The sequence below is a fragment of the Lachnospiraceae bacterium oral taxon 096 genome, assembly GCA_018141845.1.
GTDB lineage: Bacteria > Bacillota > Clostridia > Lachnospirales > Lachnospiraceae > F0428.
Genome location: CP073340.1, coordinates 2211775 through 2231607 on the forward strand (window position 1 = coordinate 2211775; position 19833 = coordinate 2231607).

13 protein-coding genes are annotated in these 19833 nt (G+C 38.7%); all 13 read right to left on the minus strand.

The features are described 5' to 3' along the window. Positions 1-18: 18 nt before the first annotated feature. Complete coding sequence (locus J5A74_10645) at positions 19-1212, minus strand: toxic anion resistance protein (protein ID QUI95799.1); 1194 nt, start codon at positions 1210-1212, stop codon at positions 19-21. 13 nt (positions 1213-1225) lie between these two features. Next, complete coding sequence (locus J5A74_10650; GenBank protein ID QUI95800.1) at positions 1226-2341, minus strand: 5-bromo-4-chloroindolyl phosphate hydrolysis family protein; 1116 nt, start codon at positions 2339-2341, stop codon at positions 1226-1228. Positions 2342-2391: 50 nt separating this feature from the next. After that, a complete protein-coding gene (locus J5A74_10655) occupies positions 2392-3345 on the minus strand; it encodes a succinylglutamate desuccinylase/aspartoacylase family protein (protein ID QUI95801.1) in 954 nt (317 codons plus the stop codon). 283 nt (positions 3346-3628) lie between these two features. After that, positions 3629-4744, minus strand: a complete 1116-nt coding sequence (tnpB, locus tag J5A74_10660) for an IS200/IS605 family element transposase accessory protein TnpB (GenBank protein ID QUI95802.1) — start codon at positions 4742-4744, stop codon at positions 3629-3631. 4 nt (positions 4745-4748) lie between these two features. Next, positions 4749-5150, minus strand: coding sequence for an IS200/IS605 family transposase (gene tnpA / locus J5A74_10665; GenBank protein ID QUI95803.1), 402 nt, complete (start codon positions 5148-5150; stop codon positions 4749-4751). Positions 5151-5422: 272 nt separating this feature from the next. Then, positions 5423-7444 (minus strand): AAA family ATPase, encoded by a 2022-nt coding sequence (locus tag J5A74_10670; protein QUI95804.1) that lies wholly within the window; start codon positions 7442-7444, stop codon positions 5423-5425. A gap of 107 nt (positions 7445-7551) precedes the next feature. Further along, positions 7552-9072: an FAD-dependent oxidoreductase gene (locus J5A74_10675; protein QUI95805.1), complete on the minus strand. Its 1521-nt coding sequence runs from the start codon at positions 9070-9072 to the stop codon at positions 7552-7554. Between the two features lie 30 nt (positions 9073-9102). Next, entirely contained in the window at positions 9103-12180 is a 3078-nt protein-coding gene (locus tag J5A74_10680; GenBank protein ID QUI95806.1) for an AAA family ATPase, read from the minus strand. Next, entirely contained in the window at positions 12168-13328 is a 1161-nt protein-coding gene (locus J5A74_10685; protein ID QUI95807.1) for an exonuclease SbcCD subunit D, read from the minus strand. The genes J5A74_10680 and J5A74_10685 overlap by 13 nt, the downstream gene beginning before the upstream one ends. An 82-nt stretch (positions 13329-13410) precedes the next feature. After that, the gene (gene malQ / locus J5A74_10690) at positions 13411-14892 is read right to left on the minus strand and encodes a 4-alpha-glucanotransferase (GenBank protein ID QUI95808.1); all 1482 of its coding nucleotides are present in this window, start codon (positions 14890-14892) and stop codon (positions 13411-13413) included. A 147-nt stretch (positions 14893-15039) separates the two neighbouring features. Continuing rightward, positions 15040-16062 carry a hypothetical protein gene (locus J5A74_10695; protein QUI95809.1) on the minus strand — a complete coding sequence of 341 codons (1023 nt, stop codon included), beginning with the start codon at positions 16060-16062 and terminating at the stop codon, positions 15040-15042. A gap of 201 nt (positions 16063-16263) precedes the next feature. After that, positions 16264-17241, minus strand: coding sequence for a 50S ribosome-binding GTPase (locus J5A74_10700; protein QUI95810.1), 978 nt, complete (start codon positions 17239-17241; stop codon positions 16264-16266). Between the two features lie 390 nt (positions 17242-17631). Further along, entirely contained in the window at positions 17632-18972 is a 1341-nt protein-coding gene (locus J5A74_10705) for an FAD-dependent oxidoreductase (protein ID QUI95811.1), read from the minus strand. Positions 18973-19833: the final 861 nt, after the last annotated feature.

The window sequence follows — 19833 nt, forward strand, 5'->3', positions numbered from 1 at the left end:
CGGATAGTCTTCTATTGCCTACTGACGATTGATATTTGCTTGCTGCTTACTCATATCAAGGAGCTTTGCACGCATGGTATTTTCAATATTTTGTAACTCAATTTCGGCATTTTTTCTCTTCTCTCTGCCATCTTCTTGAATCTTTAGCACTTCATCCAATGTAGAGATCAATGTCTGGTTGGTTGACTTTAATGTCTCAATATCAATAATGCCTCGCTCGGATTCCTTTGCCGTCTCAATCGTTGCCGTGTGCAATAGTTCTGCATTTTTCTTTAGCATCTCATTTGTTGCATTAGAAACTGCTGCCTGTGCCTTTGCCGCCTGTTGAGAGTGATTAAGACCAATGGCAATGACCATTTGACTCTTCCACAGCGGAATGGTATTCACAAGTGTAGATTGAATCTTCTCTGTCATCACTGTGTCATTGCTCTGAATTAAACGAATCTGTGGAGCTGTCTGTAAAGCTACAGCTTTTGATAGCTCAAGGTCATAGATTTTCTTTTCAAAGCGATTGCACATATCAGCAAAGTCCTTTGCCGCCTGTGTGTCCTCCTGCAGTCCTGTCTGTTTTGCCTTTTCTGTGAGTTTTGCAAGATCCACTCTTCTTGCCTCCTCAAGCTTTTTCTTTCCCGCTGCAATATAAAGTGTCAACTCCTTAAAGTGAGCAAGATTCACCTCATACATCTTGTCTAACATACTGATATCCTTTAAAAGAATAACTTGATGCTTTTCAAGCTCCGATGCTATGCGATCAATATTGACCTCTGCCTTTTCATATCTCGCCTTGTAAGCAGCCAGTTCATTAGTTTTTTTCTTAAAAAATCCCAAAAAGCCCTTGCTATCTTTTCCTGAGTCATCCATTGTCCTTAACTCTGTGACCACGCTGGCCAACATATTGCCAACCTCACCGATATCCTTTGTTTTTACGGTCTCTAGAGCCTTTTCTGAAAACTCGGCTACCTTCTTTTGCGTTCCTGCTCCATACTGCAAAATCATTTGAGAATTGGTGATATCAATTTTTTGTGCAAAATCATCCACCATCTTTAATTCTTCTGGGCTCAATTGCTCCTTTTGGGCAAGTTCAGCCTTGGCTGTCTCTGTAGTTTGGATATCCTTCTCCTCAGAAACAATAGGGGCACTCAAATCTGGCTCCAAAGTCAATGTTGGTGCCTCCGCCTTCATATCAAAACCAAAATCATTATTTTCGCTCATACATCCTCCATCTCTATCGCTTCCACTCATCTTTTACTAAGCTGTCCTTAGCTAACATTGTCCTCAATGCCTCTGCATCGGTTGTGACATCATAGACATCATTGATAAATAAATTATTTCGCATTTCCACAAATGCCACATAAATTGTACCCATGGTCTTCTCAATTTCTTGCTTTGCCTCAAGAACATCTTCTCCCGGGGAATCGATTTGGTTAAACTCTTGATACTTTTGTACCAGCTTCTTGGTTGTCGGCAAATAATACTCCATAAACCTACGCATTTGTGCAATCTGTGCTGGTCTAGCCTTTAATTTTTCAAAAATATCAACTAAAACTTTATTGATATCCTCTAAATGCTTCTTCATCTGAGGCTCAGATATCGCACTCTTTTGCCTTTGAAACTCTGCAATATAGCTCTCGCCGTCCTCAATGGCCTTTTTCCACTGTTTCTTTTGCTCTGGAGTTAAATCACTGGCATCTAGCGTCGTTTGCATCCTTGCATCTTCTACCTTCACCTTGTCCTGCTCTTCTTTTTTCTTTCTAGTTGCATCCACAAAATCATTGTAGGTGCGGTCATCAATCATAAAAAATTGTTGAGTACTGTCGAGATGGCCTTGTTCAAAGATTCCCTCCCGAATCATATAGCGCAGGTTCTTTCTTGTCTTTCTCTCCGATGCATGCATACCCATAGCGAGAGTTTCCACTTCGATCACTGTGCGAATTCTCATATAGTCATCATACCTTTGTGCCAACTTTAATGCTTTTAACTTTTTCATTCCCTTACAAAACATCAAAACAAAAAAGGCATCGATAAGTCCCAATATAAACAGTGTAATAAAGGCCGCACCATTGTACTCAGGCAATAAACCAAAGAAGGCAATAAGCAAAAATGGTGCCGGAAAGAGGCCAAAAATTGCACCGATAATTACCTTCATCAATGCAAGCCCCTCTCCCTTTCGATTCACTCTCGGAACTACTTTTCTCTTGACTTCTTTCAATAAGTCTCCAGCAAAAGATCCCACATGTCGACTCAAATTTGTGTAGATGCCCGACTGAATTGCCTTCTGTACAGTGTCAGCTACTTCATCACCAACATGAGTCCAATCATCCTTGTCATATTTGTTTTCCATATTCCCACTTCCATCAAATTTTTTTTGAAACAAACGATAGTTTTATTATACTATTCTTCTGCCCCATACGCAAGAAGATGAGTCTGACTTGATACACCAAAACCCGTCTGTCCATACCATACCACACCATCAAATTTGGCAATCACTCTCTGTAAGAGAACATCTTCAAGACTTTTAATTTCTCCTAAAACATCCCCCTTCTTTACTCTATCTCCGGCCTTTGCCATTCGATGCCAAAATCCATCACTGGCTGCAAACACATACTCTGTCCTTTGACTACACTTTTGTTCTTGATTAACACTGACCTCTCCCTGTACAATGCCCAATGCTCTTTGAGCCACCTCGATGCACTCTAGGCAGCGAATAACCTCTTCATCACAAAACTTTCCCCCACTTCCAATCTCCAATAAAAGTGCAGGAGTTCCCATTTTCGCCGCTCTACTGTAAAATCCATTTTCCGCCTGCGAACAGAGACGATACGGAATAGGCATACAGCTGGCAATATTCTCTGCTACATCTCTCACAGTCTTTGATACATTTTCTGAGAAAAAGAGAAGATCTTGCATATCTTCATCAATGTCCCCACCATGTAAATCGAGCAAAAAATCAATTTCCGGATAGAGCTGTTCCTCTAATCGATGAGCCAATCGCTCAGCCAGTGTTCCATCCCTTTTCCCTGGAAATATTCGATTAAGATTTTTTCTTTCTTCATCCAATGGCATAATCTGCTTTTTTCCCTGATAAAATCCTGCCGCATTGATTAGTGGAAAAAACAAAATCATTCCGCTAATTTTGTCTGCATCTAGGCTTTCAAACGCTCGCTTTACTGCTGCAATTCCCACATATTCACATCCGTGTACACCTGCACTAATGGCCAAAACTTTTCCCGACTGATTTCCCTTAACAACCCAAACAGGCATCTTTAATTCAGGTAAAATCTGCCACTCCCACTTGCTCTTTGTTTGTGGCTTTATCTTTTCTAAAATTTCTTGTAACTTTCTCACTATGCCTCCATTCTTCCTCTCACTCTTTTATTCTAACATAAAAGTGGCAGAAACAAAATCTTTCGAAATTATTTCTGTCACTCTTTTTTCTACTTTTTTTCATATTTATAAACTTCATGCCGCATATCCAAAAAGGATAAGCCCATCACAATTTGACACTCCCCATGCCTAAAGGCAGGGGATTCTTGGTTCGCCGATTACTGCGTAGCTTCTGAAAGAAGCGATGTCTTACACAATCTCCCCAAGCGTAGATTCCCGTGTGTCCCACGGTATTTTTCATGTCTTATGCCGCTTGAATTTCCTTTGCCTTAGCTAGGATATTCTTGGCGGCATTCACATCTCTGTCATGGTGCGCTCCGCACTTTTTGCAAATCCAGTCCCGAACGGCAAGATTTTTCGTTTCCGTATTTCTCTCACCGCATACGGAGCAGGTTTGCGAACTTGGATAGAAGGTCGGCACTTGAATGACATCTGTTCCGTAGAGTACCGCCTTGTATTCCAGCATACGAAAAAACTCTGCCCAGCTTACATCGGAAATCGCTTTTGCCAGCTTGTGATTCTTCATCATGTTCTTCACCTGCAAATCCTCTATGCCGATGGTTTGGTTTTCACGCACCAGCTTTGTCGAGATTTTATGCAGGAAATCCTTTCTGGCATTTGATATTCTTTCGTGTATTCTAGCAACGAGTTTTCTTTGCTTGCTACGATTTTTGCTCTCTTTCTTTTTTCGGGACAATTTTCTTTGCTCTCTTGCTAATTTCTTGCTCAATCGTTTCAGAATACAAGGATTTTCTACGACATTACCGTTGCTGTCCGAACAAAATTCTTTCAATCCGACATCAATGCCAACTTCTCCTCCTTCGTTGCGAGCAAGGAAATTTTCTATATCTGCTGTCACGCAAAGGGAAACGTAGTATTTTCCCGATGCCGTCCGCGATATGGTGGCATTTTGGATCTTGCCCTCAAATTCCCGTGACAGTTTGATTTTTACCAGTCCAAGCCGTGGGAGATGCAGTTTTTCGCCCTCTATACGAATCCCGTTTCCTTGGTTACGGGTACGATACGATTGCCGATGGTTGTGCTTGGATTTGAACCTTGGATATTTTGCAATTTTCTTGAAGAAATTCTGATAGCTACGGTCAAGATTCCGCAAGGATTCTTGCAGAGCCATGCTGTCCACAGCTTTTAGCCACACATAGTCTGGATGGTTTTTGAGTTCTGTAAGGAGTGCGCTCGTCTGCACATACGTCACAGATTCTTTTTTCGTTTTCCAAGATTCCATGCGCAAAGCTAGGAAGTGATTGTATACGAAACGACAGCAACCAAGTGTTTGTTCGATTGTCTGTACCTGTGCCTTTGTCGGATAGATTCTGAATTTATAGCCTTTCGTATATTCCACATCTTCACCCCCTCTGCGATATTTTTTGATTTTCGATATACTGTTTCACCATGGCAAGTGGTGCACCGCCTACCGTTGATACGAAGTAGGAGTTTGTCCAAAGGGTTGGTATTCTGCTCCTCAGCCATGGAAATTCTGTGCGTAAAACCCGGGAGGTTCTGCCTTTAATAGTTTTCACTGCCTTGTGTATGCCAAATTGTGGGTCTACCTCTAAAAGCAAATGTACATGGTCTGGCATGATTTCCATTTCGATGACATCGACACTGATTTCTTGACATATGGCAGAAATGAGCTCCTTTAGCCTTACATCAACGCCATTGACCAGTACCTTGCGACGATATTTGGGACACCATACAACGTGATACTTACAGGAATATACGACATTGTGGTTTGATTTATATTTCATGGTTAAGATTATACTGAATATGTTTATCTAATTCAATAGACAGAGTGAATTTCTTTCTGTCAATATCCATCGAGGATTTGACAGAAAGCGGGCTTATATCCCCATAGCTAAAGCTAGGGGTTTTACGCCCGTTTTAATAACAGACTGAAGGAATAAACAACACATCACTCCCCAATGTGTTTGATGTCGCTAATCCCAAAAAACCACCGACACAAAACCACAAAATATTGCCAAGATAAAAAGAGACCTTTCCCACTTTTTATACACACAAATTATCCCAAAAATCCAATGCGTTTTTTATCTACTGCACGAAAATCCAAGTTTTCATCAATGTCCTCAACTTTCAGTGTCAATATTTCCTCTCGGCTAATTTCGTCCTCTCCCTCTCTAGAAAAAATCCGCTGTGCCTGACGCATCAAGGCCTGCTCCAATAAGTTTCTGGCAAATCGTCCATTTCCAAATTCCTCATGTCCACAAATTTTCTTAAAGATACTTTGACATTTTTCTCGAACCTCATCGCTCAAAATGATGTCCTTTTTCTTGGCCAGCAAGGCAAAAATTTCTGTCATCTCCTGTGCATTGTAGTCTGGAAAAGATAAGTGAAAGGCAATTCTGCTTCGCAGTCCCTCATTTTTATTTAAAAACTCCTTCATCTTTTCTGGATAGCCCGCAAAAATAACCACCACATCTTCCCTGTGATTTTCCATTTCTTGCACAATGGTATTGATAGCCTCATCACCAAAGTTATTGGCATCATCAACCAATGCATAAGCCTCATCAATAAAGAGCACGCCACCCCTCGCTTCTCTAAACTTCTCACTCACGCTCTTTGCCGTCCAGCCCACATACTTGGCCACAAGATCTGACCTGCCAACTTCAATGCAATGCCCAACTTCAAGCACTCCTTCTTTCTTTAAAATTTGTGCCAATAATCTTGCCACACTTGTCTTTGCTGTTCCAGGATTTCCCATAAAAATCATATGTAAGGAAGTTTCCACTTTGGGAAGTCCCATCTGTCTTCGCAATCTTTGTATATTGGCAAGAGAAATGATTTGATCAACCAAGCCTTTGATTTTTTCTAATCCAATCATTTCCTGCAATACCTTGTATGGTTCTGAAGTTTTCATTTCCTTCGTTAACTTTTTTGTCTTATGCCCTCGATAAGATTGATAGACCTTCGTTTTTAATTGTATACTGTACCACTGGTCATATAATTGTTGAACCTGAGAAGTGGTGTAGGTCTTTTCCTCTGTCAATACCTCCATAACCTCTTGTCTTGAGGCAGGAAAATCTGTCTTTTGACTTAATAATTGAAAATATTCAATAGATTTTTCATAACTTCCCGATCCCTCACAGATTTCAACCAAATCCAATGTGCCCTCTACTTTGGCAATTAAACTCCTTGAAAATCCAGGATTTTTTGTGCTGTCAATAAAAAACATCAATGTCTTATGATGATATTTTTCAATTAAAATCTGAAAATAATGAATGACCTTCTCATAGGCAGAGGAATAGTTGCCATCCATCCCATCGCTCTCTCCCATGTCAATCACGACTGCACATCCTTTAGCCGCCTCAAAAATATTTTGCACATCATCTTCTTCATAACATCCCTCATCAATATCATAGATATACTCACAGCGTGTCCCCAATAGACGCTCATTCGTCTTTAATGCAGGAATTAAAATATCAATCATTTCTTGTGCGGTTTCTTTACTTCCTACACGCAAGCAGTAGTGCACAGGATTTCCATAGAATTTTTTTATGTTTTCCTTAGCATAGATGCGCTCTAATTCTTCTATAAAGCTCTCATCGGCCATAATCCCCTTTGCTCTTTTCATGGCCATCTCATAAGAAAGTGGTACTTGATAGCATTTTTCTTTGATATGATAGAGATAGTTGTCAAAATAGTCGACACGAAGGTCGGAAGCAAAACTATCCATTTCATCCACATAGCCCATTCCCCTAGCCCTCTTTAACAGCCACTTTAAATGAGTAGGTGTAATTTCTTCCCGCTTTTCTACACAAACACCTTTTAATTCGCTCCAATATTCTGAAAAAATTTCTAAGACATAGCTTTGGCAATCTTCCCACTCCACCTTTTCTAAATCACAGGCCACTACGACATCAACTGTACTCTTTCTTGCTCCAACAATACACATAGAAAGACGCTCATCCAGTCCACAATGTGCCCCCAGACTCTCATTGATTTGCTCAATCTTTTCAGCAATGCTTTCGCTATCTTCATCTTCTTCCTTTTCTCTATAACTTAATGTCAATCTATAAAAAATCATTCGCTATTATTCGCTCCTAATCTCGCCATTTTAGTGACTATTATATCATAGATACAAAATTATTGAAGTTCTAAACCGTTCGCATTGTAGCACTTGTGGCTTTCTACCTATTCTTTATAATCCACATAATACTGCGTCCACATTGCAACTTCAGATAAAGCTGGGTGTGGCACCATTGTCTCATTGATTGTCGAGATGACATTTGGCTCCAGATTTCTCACATATTTCTTTGCACGCAGTACTTTTGTTTGTTCAGAACCAATTTCTGGATGAATTGCACGCAATAAATGTTTTCCCGCATTCATTAAATTTAAAAATGGTTGAAAAAGAATCGAAGCCTGCTCGCCAATGACATGGGCACCCAAAATCTTTCCACTCTTTTTTTCCACAATCACCTTAACAAATCCATCATCCACTTCCCCCTCCATCATTCCCAGAGAATACCCCTTACTTGTCTGAGAATAGTGATGAAGACCAACACTCACCGTATAACCTGCAGCCTCAGCTTGTTCCTTCGTCATTCCCACATGTCCGACCTGAGGATAGGTATAGGTCACTGCGGGCACAAGGTCATACTCTGCAAACCGCCAATCGTTTTCCTCTGTGCGTAAATACAAATTATGTGACAAAATATCTGCCTCATAATTTGCCTTGTGGCGAAATGGTGCCTTTCCATTGCAATCTCCAAGTGCATAAATTCCCTCCGCATTGGTCTCTAAAAATTCATTGGTCTCGATATAGCCACGCCTATCTACCGTTACCTTTGTCCTCTCCAAATGCAATAAATCTGCATTGCTCACAATTCCTGGGGCAACTAAAATTTCATCTGCTCGAATTTCCTTTTCTTCTCCCGTTGCAATATCTCGAATCAATAAAACCTTGTCCTCTCCCTCTCTCCGAACAGAAATCGTATCCTGATTTAGCTCTACCCCAATACCAAATTCTCGAATATTTTCCAGTAGTTTTTCACTGACTTGTACATCTTCCTTTGGTAAAAGTCGAACATTATGCTGGATGATTGTCACCTTACTTCCAGCAGCTGAAAATACATGGGCAAATTCTGTTCCAATTGGTCCACCTCCGATAATGATTAATCTGTGAAATACTGATTTCGGATAATCTTTTCCAAATAAATTTTCACTAGTCAAATAGCCCACTTCCTCAAGCCCTTCGATATTTGGAATTTTTGTTCGACCACCAACAGCAAGGACAATCACCTTGGCTGTGATTTCTTCGCTCACTCCACCAGATGCCAAAGCTACCTTCATTGACTTTTCACCAGTAAAATATCCACATCCTTTGTAGACATCGAGATTTTTTTCATTCATATAGAACTGCTCTAATTCCTTACTTTCATCGATCTTTGCCCACACACGATGAGATAACTTTTCCCAATCAATTCTTGGCTTCTCAAATGGTGCAATGCCAATTCGTTCAATTTTTTGAGCCTCTCGAATAAAATCTGCAGCAGTAACGAGGACTTTTGTTGGAATACAACCTCTCGTCAGACAAGTTCCTCCAAATTTTCCCTTTTCAATCTGTGCACATTTTAGCCCCTTAGCCAGCGCAGCCTCTAAAACAATATTTCCTGCTCCCGTTCCTACAACAATTAAATCGTATTCCTTCATTGTTCCCCTCCATATTCTAAATTCCAATTCCTAACCAATGATCCACTTGGCATGACTTCCACTTTGATCTTTTTTAACCACCAATTGATTTTCCAACATTTGCTTTAACTCGGTGACATGCGAAATAATGCCCACCATTTTCTTTCCCCCTGCCATTTCCTGTAGTACTCGAATGGCATCATTTCTTGAGCGATCATCAAGTGCACCAAATCCCTCGTCAATAAACATGACATCCAGATGAATGGATGATGTGGTCTCTTGAATATGATCAGCCATTCCAAGGGCAAGTGACAAGGCCGCCATGAAAGACTCTCCACCAGAAAGCGTTCTTATCTCCCTTCTTTTTCCTGTGACATTGGAATAGACCATCAAATCCAATCCTTTATTCTTTCCCGCTCCTGCATTTTCTTCATCAACCATCTCAAGGCAAAATTGTCCACTAGACATTTGCAAAAATCTTGTGTTTGCACTGTGCAATATTCTCTGCAAATAGTATCGCAAAACAAAAGTTTCAATGTCCATTCTTGCACCTGTTCTCTTTCCAGCAAGTCGCTCATAGAGGCTGCTAACTCTAGCCTGCTCCATCATCATCTTTTCTTGCTCAGAAAGTTTTATTTCCAATCGCCTTTGCACCCCTTCATTTATTTTCCTCTTTTGCTGGATAAATTGTAACTTTTCCTCTACCTCACTCTTTTCTCTTTGTCTTTCTTCCTGTACTTTCTCAAAAAATTCGATATCCGGCTTTTCTTTTCCTGCAATAGTTGCCTTTAGTAAATCCAATCTTCCACTTTTCCTTGCCAATTCTTCATCATATTCCTTGGCTTGATCCTGCCACAAAATAGCATCCTCCTTCGGATACTTTGTGTACTCTACCCAGACTCCATTTTCCATTCCCCTCTGTTTTGCTGCTGTAGCATATTCCTGATATGCCCCCATTTCCTCTTCTTTTTTCCTTGGAAGGTCTGCCTCTGCACTCGAAATAATTAGTCTAACATTTGCTGCTTCTTTTTCATAGGACAAAAAGCTCTCCTCGCTCTCCTTTTCCAAAAGTTGCAACCTTTCCTTCTTTGCCCTTTCTTTTTCTAGCAATTTTTTCATTTCTTCTTCACTTGAAAAAACGAATTGTCTCTGAATTTCCTCATTGCGAAGACCTAACCTCGTCAGCTGATATGTACATTCTTCTGCTTCCCTCTTTTTCTCTTCCACAAACTGCTCTTTCTCTGGAATTCGCCGTCTTGCAAGTTCTAGATTATGTTTTAATGCTTGAGCAATTTCTTCTTTTTCCTTTAATTTTTTAAGAATTTCCTCTGCCTGATTCTTCTCTTCCTCAATCCTCTCTTCGTCCTCTAGACCTCTACTTAATTCATCAATACTAACTTTTCTTTCTCCCATCTGCCTTGAAACGGCCTCTAATTTTTCCTTTGTATTCTCAACAATTTGTCTTTGTCTATCTACAATCTCTCTAGAAATTTCTTCATTTCCTCTAAATTGATAGGGATGTGGGTGGTGCAATGAGCCACAGACAGGACAGGGTTCATTCTCCCTCAACTTTTCTTTCGCCAGCACTCCAGCTTGTTCATCCAAAAATTGCGTATAGAGGGAGTTTGCCTTTTTATCTTCCTTTTGATATTCTTCTAAGAAATAGTCATATTTTATTAAAAGCTCATCATAGAGTTTTCTTTCTTCCTTCCTCCTTTGTGCCCTTTCCTCCTTTTCAGTGACTTCCCGAAGAACCTGCTGTGCTCGCACAATTTCCACCTGAATATTCGAAACTTCCTCCCATCTTTCTTGCCAGTGCAATTGATTATCCCTTAATTTTCTCAGCTCCCTTTCTTCTTTCAAAAGAGTGCTTTGTATCTCCTGCTGTCTTTTTTCCATCTTTGCTATAGCCAACACATTTTCTCTCTGCTCTTCAAACAGTGGAGACATCTGTTCTACCTGATTTTTTACTTTTTCAAAGGCAAGCATTTGCACATCGAAAAGCTTTCTTGTTTCTTCTTTTCTCTGTCGTTCCTCCTCTAACTTTTCTTCTAACTCAGGCAACTCTTTTTTCTTAACAAAGAGCAACTGTTCACATCCGCTCTTCTCTTCTCTTTTCTTATTCCAGATTTGATAGAGAGCAACTAACTCCTGGGCATCAAGAACTTTTTTCGCCCTCTTCTCCCTCTCTTTTATTTTTTCACCCTCTCCAAACAATTTTTCCAATTCGTCTTTCTCTTGTTCACATTGCAAAAAATCTTCCAATAACTTTCTTGCCATCAGCACTTCCTTTTGTGCCAAGAAAAATGCTTCTTCTTTTTCCCTCTTGATGCTTTGCAACTCCTCAAAAAGAGTATCTATCTGTATTCTTCCCTTTTTGAGGGCCTCAACAAGCTCTTCTAATATCGGCACGGTCACTTGATTTTCTTCAATTACTTCTTCTTTGAGTAAACAGATTTCTTCACTATCATCGCAAATGATCTGGGCAACATCTGCTTGACAGGCATTCCTTACCTTCTCCATCTCACTTTCATTTTCTTTTTTTCTCTGTGCCAATTCCTCTACAATTTTTTCATAAATTTTTGTATGGAATAATCCCTGAAAAATTTTCTTCTTCTCGTCCGACTTTGCTCGCAATACCTCCATAAATTCGCCCTGAGCAATCATGGCCACCTGCATAAATTGCCCCTTATTTAGACCAATAATTTCTTCAATTTTTTGATCCACTTCTTTCTTGTTCTCGCTATATTGCCCCTGATCAGGTAAAATCAACTCAACGCTTTCCTTTATTGCCTTATATCCCTCTTTTTTCTTATACGCCACCCTATGTCTCGGTGACCTTCTAATGGTATAGATATTTTCTACTCCATCTCTCATCTGAGAAAATGTCAATTCCACATAGGGTTCTGCATCTGTATATTGGCTCTGCAATTCTGCACCATCTTTTTTATTTGCACTGGAACTAGCCTCTCCAAATAGAGCAAAGGCCATGGCATCAAAAATTGTACTTTTTCCTGCTCCTGTGTCTCCTGTAATCAAAAATACATTCTGCGTTGCCTTTTGAAAATCAATCACCGTTTTTTCTCCATAGGAGCCAAATGCCTGCATAGTCAATGTTATTGGTCGCATCCTTCCACCTCCTGAACAAAATTAATTACCTCCTTCAAGAGCTTTTCTTCTTCCTGATCGACATCCTTTAAAAATGCCCTACAAAGAGAAAAAGCATCCATGTCTTCCTCTGGATCATATTGCATTTGATAATCTACACTTTGCAAATTTTGCCTTCGCACTTCCAATACATTGGGAAATTTTCTGCGAATTCTCTCCTGCATATCAAAGACATTGATTTCTCCCTCATCGGTCAATTGAATGCTCACATAATCTATGCTTTCCTTCATCAAAATTTCTTCTAACTTTCCAGAAATTACGCGCACTTGATGTAGTGGATTTAGTGGCAAAACTCTTGTTTTTACTACTCCCTTTTCTTCCATCTCCACAACAATGATTCCCTTTTGTTGCCCCGCCTCACTGATGGACATTGGCATTGGCGTTCCACAATAGCGATAGACTTCACTTCCCACCTTCATCGGCTTGTGAATATGTCCCAATGCAGCATAATCAAAAACCTCCAATATGTCCGCACAGACCTCATCAATATTTCCAACCATACGAATTTCTGATTCTGCCCTTGCCACATTTTCTGCCTTCTCTCCCGTAGGGAGAAAAAATTGATGACTCACCAATACATTTCTCTTCGATGTATCTATGTGCTCTCGCTCAATCATCACACGCAAGCTGGCATCATATCCCCGATAATTTCCCTGTTGATCCATCCCCACAATTTCTCGAACTACAGAAGGTCGCACAAAGGGAAGCAAATAAAAATTAACCTCACCATATTGATCTTGTACAGTGACCTTTTCCATGTACTCCTCCTTCGTTCTCGGTGGCTGTCCAATCATATAAATCTTTCGTGATTTCAATACATTGCGAAATAAATTGATACGAGTTGCACTGTCGTGATTTCCTGCAATAATCAAAACATTTGCCTTTGGCAACGCCTGAACTAAGCCCTCCATCAATCGATCAAACATTTCTACAGCCTCTGCCGATGGAACTGCTTTGTCATAGATATCTCCCGCAATCACAATGACCTCTGGTTCTTCCTTTTTGGCCCAAGTTATTATCTGTGCAAATATATACTCAAAATCTTTTTTTAAATCATAGTTCATTAATCTTAACCCGATATGCAAGTCGGACAAGTGAAAAAATTTCATTTTTCCCCCCTCAAAATTTTAGACAAAAAAGTCGGCATACAGTAAATCCCATTTACTATATACCGACTGCTCTTATCAAATACTACTGAAAACGACCATATGTTTTTGTCAATTCTGCGATCTGTTTCCAAATCTTTTTCGTCATCTTTCCTGGCTTAAGTCTAAATGTCCAGTTATCTCCCACCGTAGATGGCACATTCATTCGGTATCCAGCACCATAATTGAGATAATCTTGCACAGGAATAATGCAAACATTTGAAACACTGCTCATCGCTCCACAAATCATTGCATTGACAAGGCTATCATCATCGACATCATCAATATTAAAGTACTTACAAACCTCTGCTCGCACCTTCTTTGTCAAGCCCTGTGCCCAAGCATGTAAAGGCTCATCATCATGTGTCCCTGTGTAGACAACACTATTTTTGGTATAATTATATGGCAAATAAATCTCGCCACCATCTTGGAATGCATACTGTAAAACCTTTGTAGCTGCACATCCACTTTCTCTTAACAATGCCTTTGCACTTTCTCCTTCGATACCAAGATTTTCGGCAATCAACTCCTTGTCCCCAAATTCATCTCGAAGATGACCTATTAAATCCATACCTGGTCCCTTTTCCCAATGCCCATTAACTGCATTCTCACTCATATATGGAATACTATAGTACTCATCAAAGGCTCTAAAGTGGTCAAGGCGGACTGTATCATACAACACAAAACTTACCCTCATGCGTCTAGTCCACCAGCGATATCCCTTCTGGCGATGCTTCTCCCAATTATAGAGTGGATTGCCCCAAATCTGTCCCTCTTTCATCTCCTTATCTGGTGGGCAACCAGCCACTGCTGTCGGCACTCCTTCCTCATCCAATTGAAACAGTTCTGGATGTGACCAAGTATCTGCACTATCTGCTGCCACATAAAATGGTAAATCCCCAATAATCTTTATTCCCTGTGCATTGGCATAATCTTTGAGTTTCTTCCATTGTGTAAAAAACTTATATTGTAAAAATTGATAGAATTCAATCTCAAAATACAATTTCTCTCTATAATAGTCCAATGAATAGGCAAATCTCTTTTGGATATCCTCTGGCCACTCTGTATATGCACTTCCATTAAAATAATCTTTTAATGCCATAAACATGGAATAATCCCATAACCACTTTGCATTGTCTTCCACAAAATCTTGGAAATCCAAATCCTTATAGACATAGGCTCTTTTGTATGCCTTTTTAAGAAGAGGAATCCTCTCCTCATACATCTTTGCATAGTCAACTTTTTTCGGGTCATTGCCAAAATCTACAGCATCACATTCTTTTTTGGTCAATAGTCCCTCATCGATCAAAGCATCCAAATCAATAAAGTATGGATTTCCTGCAAACGCAGAAAAAGATTGATACGGCGAATCGCCAAAGCCAATCGGTCCCATTGGTAACACCTGCCAATATCCCTGTCCCGCTTCCTTTAGCTGGTCCACAAAATCATATGCTGCCTTTCCGAAGCTTCCAATGCCATAAGGTGAAGGCAAGCTACTAATATGTAACAATATTCCGCTCTTTCTCATATGAACCTCCCATATACTATCCATTATTTATGCAATTCACACTACAAATAGTGTATAATGTTTTTATTTTTCTGTCAATATTTAAGTTGATTTTCACATTGTATAGTTTACTCAAAACACCAAAAAGCCAGCTAAGCGTTTCCTTGTTCATTCCCATATTGTATGTTGTGCCATCACCGTACAATTTGATAGACTACGATCAGAGTTGAAATTTGCTTCGATGCGATAGCGTTTCCAAAGTACATAGTCATAAGTCTGTAGAGTAAGTACAAAGTAATGAGAATTTTTTAGCTCATCAGAATCTATTGGATGCAGTAAAAAAATATCACTCAAATCTTTTGATTCAAAGTCACTCAGCTGTAGATCGGATAGAGTCACATGGTTGAATTTCACAGCAGATAAATCTGTATCATCAGGTGTAGCTTTATAACAAGTTATCGTACAATTTTTTAGCTCATCAGAATCTTTCCATGTAGGAGTGACACAGACATGACCAAAAGATTTACCACCTCGATATAATTCTATGTATTCTCCATAATAAAAATGATCACTGTGCGTATTGATAATTTCACTATTTGCAGTTTTGTCTCCAAATGTAAAACCATCATCTAGGAGTGTGACTGCTTTTGTTGTACCCATAACTATATTCGTTCCATCGATTTGTATGTTTATAGGTTTAACAGGAATACCTGCTATAGATATAAACAAAGTGAAGATAAAGGAAGCAAAAAACATCAATACCATGATCACATTCGTAGTTGAATAGATATAATTTGCATTATATTTGGGTATAAAAAAATGGATAAGATATTTTATCAAACCCCAAAGCAAAATTACGGCTATAATGATTACAAATTGTATTTTCAAAGAAGAAAAAATGGCTTTTCCTATATCGCAAAGTTTGATGTAATTTATGGCTATAGCTATGATATTTGCTAAAATAATACATAACATAAAGCAGTTGGCCTCTATTTGTGCAGACTTATCTGTAATATTATCAAAGTGGCTAGGTCTTCTCGTCAACTGGATATGACCTAACCTATATATCCAGTTAGGAACTTCCGTGCAAGTAAACACAGCGATGAGTAGTCTAAAGTATATAAAAATAGCCAAAATAAAACATAGTAGTGAAGCAATACCAAAACCCAATGCAGATATAAAAAATGCCACGACCGTTCTCCTTTTGTATTATCAAGAAATGGTTATCATCATTATCAAAAATTGGTATTATATATCACATTATATCATTTTATATCATAAATCAGAACTTATTTTACTAGATTTCTCGACAAACCTACTACGAATAGAATCTGCCGCTTGATTAATGCCTACAAGGACTCTATCCATTTTCTCTAACTCTATAGAATCTCTTCATAATGTTTCTCCTTGATCAAAGAAAATCCCCATAACTCCGCCAATAACTCCACCTAAACCACGGCCAATAGTCTCTCCCGCACTGCCAAAGTCTCTACCAATGCTAGCTCCTATAGAAGCACCTTCTCTGATAGATTCAAAGATACTCTTTCTCGTTGCCTCACCATAATCAAGCAGTTTATCATCATCCCTCCACATTTCTCTATTCTCATTAATATTGTTTACATATATTGCTCTCTTCTCTGAAGGTGTGGCTTTCACGATATAATACAAAAGCTTTGATAAATTGTACGGTCTACTCTGTTCTCCCTCTTTGTCTTTATACCCTGCACTATAGTAAATCGGCTCAATGGTAACACCTGTTGCCTCGTAGACTCTATCCCGAACAGAACGAACCTTCTCTTCCAAAAAATCTACCAACTTCTGGTTAGGCTCATTCTTATCATAATCCCAGTTGCGTCCTTTCATCGCCATGTCTGCTTGGTTAATAGCCACTAAAATTCTATTTTCTTTTCCCTTGCCAAGGTTTGGAATAATAACCTTGTTAATGAGTTCATATGAAGTTCCTAAATCTCTACTACCGCCATCAAGGATGACTAAAACCAAATCAATCAATGCATTTCCATTTTCATCTACTTCTAAAAGTTTATCAATAATATTCTTAGCGTGTCTATTGTCAGCCTCCTTACCATCACCAAGTCCTGGGGTATCCCACAACACCAGATTGTCCAATTCATACTTCCTAATTTCCATCGTTTCAGGGTCAACACCAACACCAACTTTAGCTACTTCAGTATTAAACATCGCATTGATTGTAGAACTCTTGCCACAGCCAGTAGCTCCAGTAATCATAATGTTCATTTTCTGATTCTTAAGTCTCATAACATTTTTTAACATCTTGTTCTTGTCATTTTCACTAATGTTAGCGTTCATAATGTCGTTCTGCATTGCTTCATAAATACTTTCTTTTCTCATAATAAATTCCTCCATAAATAAAAATTGATATCATCTTTCACTATTCTTGGTTTGTTCACTCAACTGAACTTGTCTATAATATACTCCAATCTATAGATAACATCTAGTGAATATTTTTAGCCATTATTTGTTCTATTTTTTATTATTTTTATTGTATTTTATTGCAATATTCGTTACCTTTATAGTAACACAATATACATAGAAGCACAGACAGCAAATCCCTTTCCCGCATATCCCATGGTCAAATTAGAGCAACTAAGTGTAAGGTTAGCAAAAAAGGAGCTGCCGCTTCACGATTGATCAATCGTGAAGCGACAGCTCCTTATAAAATAATTATTTTAGGACATAATCATTTACGCTTGACAGTGCAAATTTCAAAATATCTTTATATTACATTGCAAACAAGTCATTTAAACTCTCTGACATTGTAGGATGTGTGAATATAAAGTTTGCTATATCCTTTGCTTTAATGTTATGGTCCATTGCCAGTTTTATAAAGTTGACCATCTCATAAGACTCTTCACAGAAAAGTTGTGCACCTAAGATAGTGCCGTCTGCTATAACCAAAGCTTTTAACAAACCATCTATCTTTCTTAAAACCTTAGCCTTTGGAATCGCATTGGCACTAAGACTTAAAACTTTGTATTCTATTCCGGCAGCCTTTGCTTCTTTTTCACTCATTCCGACTCTTGAGAACGGCGGATTGATAAATACTGAATAAGAGAAAGCTCCTCTGTTTTGTGTAGTTCTCTTATCTTCTCCCATTATTTCATCCCAAATGATTCTGCTGTCATCTAATGAAATATATGTAAACTGAAGCTTGCCGCAGACATCACCTGCCGCCCAAATATTATTTGCACTTGTTTTCAAATGTTCATCCGTCTCAACCGCCCCCCTCTCAGTGAGCTTAACTTTGGCATTTTCACATCCGAGACCATCCGTATTCGGTCTACGACCTACAGCAAATAAAATTGCATCAGAGTCCAAAGTCTTTGACTCTCCTGCAACCTCATAATATAATTTACCTTCATCGACCTTAGTCACCTTTGCACCTGTAACTATCTCTACATTCTTTGCTTCCAATACATCACGGATAGCCTTCGCAATATCCTCATCTTCTCTAGGTAAAAATACATCACCATCCTGAACTACAGTTACCTTACTTCCAAAATCTGCATACATAGAGGCAAACTCAAGTCCGATATAACCACCACCTACAATAGTGAGCCCTTTTGGTAATTCATCAAGATTCATCATAGACTCTGATGTATATACACCTTTACTGTTTGCACCTTCAATCTTCGGTATTACAGTAACTGAACCTGTATTGATAATAAACTTCTCAGCTTCAATTTCTACATTTCCATCTTCAGTTGTAACAATAATATGGTGGTCATCCTTAAATGATGCTGTTCCGTCAATAATATCCACACCTGCAGCTGCTATCTTATCGTAATTAGCCTTATTAAGAGCAGCTATGAGTTTCTTCTTTTCAGCAACCGTCTCCTTATAGTACTGTGCTTTTTTCTCAAACTCTCCGCTTGGAGTTTTTGATGCATCTGTTATAAGACGCTTTGAAGGAATACAACCTACATTTATGCAGGTACCTCCATACATATTTTTATCTTTTTCAACTAAGGCAACACTTTTTCCTGCTTTACTAAACTTAGCTGCAAGTGTCTTTCCTGCTTTACCGAAACCGATAACAACTATATCATAATTGGCTTTCATAAGCTTTTCTCCTTTTCATTATAAGTTAGAATATTATACACCTAATTTTATACAATTAAAATACTTAAAATCAAATAATTATAATTCCTATCAACTCAATGCTCCACATCTCCACTATTGCTCTCCTGCCGTTAAGAATGAATTGATATAAGCCTCTAATCGATTTCTTTTGCAAAGAATGCCGCTGTTTTTTTAGGAACAAGTTTTCCTTTCGTGCTTCTTCAAGTTCTGCTCGAAGTCTACAATTTTCTTTCATACGATCCAGTTCATTGGTATCGGTTGAATTAGTTAAGGCTTGTTCTAGGCATTCTTTGCTAAATTTTCTACACCATATGCTAATGCTTGCTTTTACAACGCCATACTCAGTAGACTTCCAAATGAAGAGGAAACATACAAGGCCAAAATACTGAAGCTAATCAAGAGAGAAACAGAGTTTAAGCTATGCTTATCGTTATTTCTAAATACTGTTATTCCTGCGTTTTCTACCTCATGGAACCATTCCATTCACTACACTAAACAAAGCCCTTTGCTTTGAATAAGAGCTTTCATCAAAAATATCAACAAATAACACTTTAATAAAATGTGCTTTTCTTAAATCTTCTGAGTATTCAAGCATTCATTCAACTGCCGCTCGGTTATCGTTCGATAGCCTTGCTTTTCTCTTCTCTTCTTAATTAAGCCCTTGCTTCGTTTGTAATACTTCCTAAGAGAAGGCAACTTTCTTTTTTGAATTCTCTTTCGTACATTTTCAAGAGCTCAATATATTTGTCTGACGAAATAATACTTTTCAAAAATAAAAAATATAGGAATATCTTTCATCTTTTGAATCCTGTAGTCATGTACTTTAAAAGTCAATACATT

Coding starts and splice junctions, on each gene's coding strand:
- J5A74_10645 (QUI95799.1), bottom strand. CDS start 1,212: ATGAGCGAAAATAATGATTTTGGTTTTGATATGAAGGCGGAGGCACCA.
- J5A74_10650 (QUI95800.1), bottom strand. CDS start 2,341: ATGGAAAACAAATATGACAAGGATGATTGGACTCATGTTGGTGATGAA.
- tnpA (QUI95803.1), bottom strand. CDS start 5,150: ATGAAATATAAATCAAACCACAATGTCGTATATTCCTGTAAGTATCAC.
- J5A74_10670 (QUI95804.1), bottom strand. CDS start 7,444: ATGATTTTTTATAGATTGACATTAAGTTATAGAGAAAAGGAAGAAGAT.
- J5A74_10675 (QUI95805.1), bottom strand. CDS start 9,072: ATGAAGGAATACGATTTAATTGTTGTAGGAACGGGAGCAGGAAATATT.
- J5A74_10680 (QUI95806.1), bottom strand. CDS start 12,180: ATGCGACCAATAACATTGACTATGCAGGCATTTGGCTCCTATGGAGAA.
- J5A74_10685 (QUI95807.1), bottom strand. CDS start 13,328: ATGAAATTTTTTCACTTGTCCGACTTGCATATCGGGTTAAGATTAATG.
- malQ (QUI95808.1), bottom strand. CDS start 14,892: ATGAGAAAGAGCGGAATATTGTTACATATTAGTAGCTTGCCTTCACCT.
- J5A74_10700 (QUI95810.1), bottom strand. CDS start 17,241: ATGAGAAAAGAAAGTATTTATGAAGCAATGCAGAACGACATTATGAAC.
- J5A74_10705 (QUI95811.1), bottom strand. CDS start 18,972: ATGAAAGCCAATTATGATATAGTTGTTATCGGTTTCGGTAAAGCAGGA.